This is a genomic window from Kitasatospora sp. NPDC057518 (genome assembly GCF_042802075.1).
Taxonomy (GTDB): domain Bacteria; phylum Actinomycetota; class Actinomycetes; order Streptomycetales; family Streptomycetaceae; genus Kitasatospora.
In genome coordinates this window covers 1-5,051 of record NZ_JBHVEU010000564.1, presented here as the reverse complement: position 1 = coordinate 5,051, position 5,051 = coordinate 1, and the positions used below count along the sequence as shown (strand labels likewise).

General features: G+C 74.1%; 6 protein-coding genes. 3 read left to right on the top strand and 3 right to left on the bottom strand.

From position 1 onward, the window contains the following. Positions 1–42 precede the first annotated feature (42 nt). From ACFU7Z_RS36075 to ACFU7Z_RS36065, 3 genes are all read right to left on the bottom strand, one after another. Positions 43–429 carry a hypothetical protein gene (locus ACFU7Z_RS36075; RefSeq protein WP_049649197.1) on the bottom strand — a complete coding sequence of 129 codons (387 nt, stop codon included), beginning with the start codon at positions 427–429 and terminating at the stop codon, positions 43–45. A 230-nt stretch (positions 430–659) separates the two neighbouring features. Further along, positions 660–1,817, bottom strand: a complete 1,158-nt coding sequence (locus ACFU7Z_RS36070; protein WP_380782244.1) for an adenosine deaminase — start codon at positions 1,815–1,817, stop codon at positions 660–662. A 199-nt stretch (positions 1,818–2,016) separates the two neighbouring features. Further along, positions 2,017–2,985, bottom strand: coding sequence for a LysR family transcriptional regulator (locus ACFU7Z_RS36065; RefSeq protein ID WP_082345153.1), 969 nt, complete (start codon positions 2,983–2,985; stop codon positions 2,017–2,019). 92 nt (positions 2,986–3,077) lie between these two features. Between ACFU7Z_RS36065 and ACFU7Z_RS36060 the strand changes: the two genes are divergently transcribed. From ACFU7Z_RS36060 to ACFU7Z_RS36050, 3 genes are read left to right on the top strand one after another with little or no spacing between them, the layout of a single operon-like run. Continuing rightward, a complete protein-coding gene (locus ACFU7Z_RS36060; protein ID WP_380782242.1) occupies positions 3,078–4,373 on the top strand; it encodes an MFS transporter in 1,296 nt (431 codons plus the stop codon). Positions 4,374–4,382: 9 nt separating this feature from the next. Further along, positions 4,383–4,736: an AbrB/MazE/SpoVT family DNA-binding domain-containing protein gene (locus ACFU7Z_RS36055; RefSeq protein ID WP_380745525.1), complete on the top strand. Its 354-nt coding sequence runs from the start codon at positions 4,383–4,385 to the stop codon at positions 4,734–4,736. Further along, a complete protein-coding gene (locus ACFU7Z_RS36050) occupies positions 4,723–5,016 on the top strand; it encodes a hypothetical protein (RefSeq protein WP_380745523.1) in 294 nt (97 codons plus the stop codon). The genes ACFU7Z_RS36055 and ACFU7Z_RS36050 overlap by 14 nt, the downstream gene beginning before the upstream one ends. Positions 5,017–5,051: the final 35 nt, after the last annotated feature.

Here is a 5,051-nt window from a genome sequence, read left to right as displayed (position 1 = left end):
TCTCCGGGGTGGGCGGCCCGTCGCCGTGCCGTGGGCCGTGGCTCAGCCGGTCAGGCCGGGGATGGCCGGGAGGGTGCTGGTCAGCCCGCCGATCGGGGTCTTGTCCAGACCGGGGATGGTCGGGAGCGCGGCGCGCTGCTGGGCGGCGCGCTGCTCGGTGACGCCGGCCAGCGGGGTGTCCCCGGCGGGGACGGCCTTGCCGACGCTCGGGGCGAGGGTGCCCAGCGTCTCGGTCACCTTGCCGGCGGCGGGCAGCTTGGCGGCGGTGTCGGTGACCGCACCGGTCACCGCCGGGTTCGTCAACGCGCCGGTGGGCAGCCCGAGGCCGCCGGCCGCCTGGCCGTCGGCCGCGGAGGCGGCACCGGCGCCGACCGCCACGATGGCGATGCCGAGCGCCGCGGTACCGGCGGCCTTGAGAGCCTGCTTCATGGTTGGTCCCCTTTGGGTCCTCGTCGGTCGCCGACTTCGCGCACGGGACCGGCGGACGGGCGACCGCCGCCGCGACGTTTCGGCATGACTGGCACACCGTAGTGAGCAGGTCACGCGGGAGCCAAAGGGCGTTCACTCACCCGAGTGAGTAGTCGGATGAACACCAACCCCCTTGCAGGAGCCTGGAGTTCATCCGACCGGCGCGCGCCGGGGCGCCGCGCCCCGGAGGCTCAGTTGCCGCCGGTGCCCGCGCTGAACAGCCACTCCGCCTTCAGCTCGGCGTAGCCCGGCTTGATCACGTCGCTGATCATCGCCAGCCGCTCGTCGAAGGGCAGGAACGCGGACTTCATCGCGTTCACCGTGAACCACTCCAGGTCGCCCAGGGTGTAGCCGAAGGCGTCCACCACGTGGCCGAACTCCCGGCTCATGCTGGTGCCGCTCATCAGCCGGTTGTCGGTGTTCACGGTGACCCGGAACTTCAGCCGGCTGAGCAGCCCGATCGGGTGCTCGGCGTACGAGGCGGCGGCGCCGGTCTGGATGTTGGAGGTCGGGCACATCTCCAGCGGGATGCGCTTGTCGCGCACGTACGCGGCCAGCCGGCCGAGCTCGACCGTGCCGTCCTCGCCCACCGTGATGTCGTCGACGATCCGCACGCCGTGGCCGAGCCGGTCGGCGCCGCAGCACTGCAGGGCCTCCCAGATCGACGGCAGGCCGAAGGCCTCGCCCGCGTGGATGGTGAAGTGGTTGTTCTCGCCCTTGAGGTAGTCGAAGGCGGCCTGGTGGCGGGTGGGCGGGTAGCCGGCCTCGGCACCGGCGATGTCGAAGCCGACGACGCCCGAGTCCCGGTGGCGGTTGGCCAGTTCGGCGATCTCCTGCGAGCGGGCGGCGTGCCGCATCGCGGTGATCAGGGTGCCGACGCGGATCCGGTGGCCGGCCGCGCGGGCGTTGGCCTCGCCGAGGCGGAAGCCCTCCTGGACGGCCTCGACGACCTCGTCCAGGCTCAGTCCGGCCTCCAGGTGCTGCTCGGGGGCGTAGCGGACCTCGGCGTACACGACGCCGTCGGCGGCCAGGTCCTCGGCGCAGTCCGCGGCGACCTTGATCAGCGCCTCACGGGTCTGCATCACGGCGCAGGTGTGCGCGAAGGTCTCCAGGTAGCGGACCAGCGAGCCGGAGTCGGCGGCCTCGCGGAACCACTCGCCGAGCTCCTTGGGGTCGGCGGTGGGCAGGCCCTGGTAGCCGCAGGCGGCGGCCAGCTCGACCACGGTCTCCGGGCGCAGCCCGCCGTCCAGGTGGTCGTGCAGGAGGACCTTCGGCGCGCGGCGGATCTGGTCGGGAGTGGGGATGCGCGGGCCGGTGCCCGCGGTGGTGACGGGGATCTGCTGTTCCATTGCGGAAATATAGCCCCTACGCGCGTAGACCGACCACCGCGAACACCGCCGGATGGTCCAAACTCCACCCGGAATTCCACCGACCGGTCCATACGATCCACCAAAGCGTCAACCGGCCGCCGCGACGGGCCCGGTCGCGCCGCACGACGGCGCCGGCCCTACCGCACCACGACGTCAGTCGCGCCGCACGACGGCGTTCTCAGTCGTGCTGCAGCAGCCGCCCGCGCCGGGACAGCACGAAGTCCCGGAACGCCCGCGCCGGCGGGGCCAACGGCCGCCCCGCCGCCCAGGCCAACCCGATCGCCCGCCGGGTCCGCGGCGCCGTCACCTCCAGCTCCACCACCCCCGGCCGCGGCACCAGGGCCGGGGGCAGCAGCGCCACCCCCAGCCCGGCCGCCACCAGCCCGCGCAGCGTCTCCGCCTCCTCCCCCTCGAACGCCAGCCGGGGGACGAACCCGGCCTCCGCGCAGAAGCCGTCCGTGATCGCGCGCAGCCCGTACCCCTGCTCCAGCCCGACGAACGGCTCCTCGGCCACCTCCGCCAGCCGGATCCGCCGCCGCCCGGCCAGCCGGTGGTCCGCCGGGACGACCAGGTGCAGCCGCTGCTCGTCCAGCGGCCGGGCGGCGAACGCCGGGTCCTCCGGCAGCGGTGCGACCAGGCAGAGGTCCAACTCCCCGGCCCGCAGCCGCTCCAGCATCGCCGCGCCGTAGTCCTGCACCAGCTGGAACCGCACCCGCGGGTGCTCCGCGCGGAAGCCGCGCAGCAGCGCCGGCACCGCGTCCGGGCCCATCGTGTGCAGGAACCCGAAGGCCACCAGGCCCACCGCCGGATCCGCCTCCGCCCGGGCCGCCTCCGCACCCCGCTCCAGCTCGGCCAGCGCCCGCTCCACAGAGGCCAGCAGCAGCCGGCCTGCCCTGGTCAGCCGGACCGTACGGCCCTGGCGGGCCAGCAGGTCCACCCCCAGCTCCTCCTCCAGCCCGGCCACCGCGCGCGACAGCGTCGGCTGCGGCACCCCGAGCAGCGCGGCCGCCTGGGTCACGTGCTCCAGCCGGGCCACCGCCGCGAACCGGGCCAGCCGGGGCGCCAGCAGCACGGCCGGCTCCTCCGGCCCCAACTCGGCCACCCGGTACCGCTGTTCCCCGCCGTCCACCGATTCCGGACCGGACATCCCCGCACCACCTCGACTGATACGCCAGTGCATCGATCATCCACACTTCATGCATTGGACGCATCAACGCCGACAGGCCTACGGTCGACGACATGCAGCCCGCCGATACCGGGGCATCCGTGACCACCCCGGATGCCCCCGCCACCGCCACCCTCACCGCCGACGACCGCCACCGCCCCGGCCAGCGCGCCTTCCGCCGCGCCAACCTCGCCCTGTTCGCCGCCGGGGTCGCGACCTTCGTCCTGCTCTACTCCACCCAGGGCCTGCTGCCGATCCTCTCGGCCGACCTCGACCTCACCCCCGGCCAGGCCAGCTGGACGGCCTCCGCCGCCACCCTCGGCCTCGCCCTCGGGCTGCTCCCGGCCAGCGCGCTCTCCGACCGGTACGGCCGCACCGCGGTGATGACGGCCTCCACCCTCGCCGCCTCCGCGTTCGCCCTCGCCCTGCCCTTCGCGCCGGACCTCACCACCCTCGTCGTCCTGCGCGTCCTTCAGGGCGCCGTCCTCGCCGGGCTCCCCGCCACCGCCATGGCCTACCTCGCCGAGGAGGTCCACCCCAGCGCCCTGCCCTCCGCGATGGGCCTGTACGTGGCCGGCAACAGCATCGGCGGCATGGGCGGCCGACTGCTCTCCGGCTGGACCGCCGCCGGACTCGGCTGGCGCTGGGGCCTCGCCGCCTCCGCCGTCCTCGCCCTGCTCGCCACCCTCGCCTTCCGGCTGCTGATCCCCGCCGCCCGGCACTTCACCCCGGCCCCGGTGGACGCCCGCGCGCTCACCCGCACCGTCGGACGGCACCTGCGCAACCCGCTGCTGCTGCGGCTGTACCTGCTCGGCATGCTGTTCATGGCGGTGTTCGGCGCGGTCTACAACACCGTCGGCTACCGGCTGATCGCCGCGCCCTTCCACCTGCCGGAGTCGATCGCCGCCTCGATCTTCGTGGTCTACCTGGTCGGCACCGGCACCTCCGCCGCGGCCGGCCGGCTCGCCGGCCGCCTCGGCCGGCGCGGCGCCCTCTACGTCTCCATCGGCGTGACCGCGGCCGGCCTGCTGCTCTCCCTCGCCGAATCCCTCACCTGCGCCCTGCTCGGCCTGGTCCTGATCACCGCCGGCTTCTTCGCCGGCCACGCCACCGCCTCCTCCTCCGTCGGCCGCACCGCCACCGAGGGCCGCGCCCAGGCCTCCGCCCTCTACCTGATCGCCTACTACCTCGGCAACAGCCTCGGCGGCACCCTCGGCGCCGACGCCTACCACGCCACCGGCTGGCCCGGCGCCGCCACCGTCGGCCTCACCGCCATGACCCTCGCCGCCGCCGTCACCCTCTACGCCACCCGCCAGGCCCACACCGCCGGCCGGCGTTCGAGGCAGCCGGGCAGACTTTCCGCCAGGTAGACTTTCCCCATGGCAGACCTCAAGCGCCGCCGTCGCCCCCACCTGGTGTCCACGCCCGTGCGGAAGAAGGGCGTGGTCACCATCCCGCAGGAGATAAGAGAGCAGCTGGACCTCCAGGAGGGCGACCAGTTGGTGGTCGCGGTGGAGGACGGCCGCATCGTCCTGACCCCCGCCTCCGTCATCCCGGACGACCAGGCGTGGTTCTGGAGCGGCGCCTGGCAGGAGAAGGAGCAGGAGGTCGACGAGGCGCTCGCCGCGGGCGAGCGGGGCGAGATGTTCCAGGACGGGGACTCCTTCCTGCAGTCGCTCGCCGACGAGGCCGGCCTCGATCTGGGGGAGATCAAGCGCCGTGCCGACGTATGAGTCACTGGCCCACTTCCTGCGCGACTGGAAGGGCCTGACCGCCGCCCAGAAGACCGCGTTCCTGGTCGCGGTGGCCCAGTTCGTCGCCGACCTCCGGGCCGGCCAGGGCTTCCGCCGCGGCCTGCGGGTGAAGAGGATGCAGGGCCACCCGGACATCTGGGAGATGACCTGGGCCCCGGACGGCCGGGCGACCTTCAGCTACGGAACCCCGCCCCAGCACGGCGAGCCCCACATCGTCTGGCGCCGGATCGGCACCCACGACATCTTCGCCCGCCCCTGACCGGTGAGAAACGTCGAGCCGCCCGCCGGTGCACC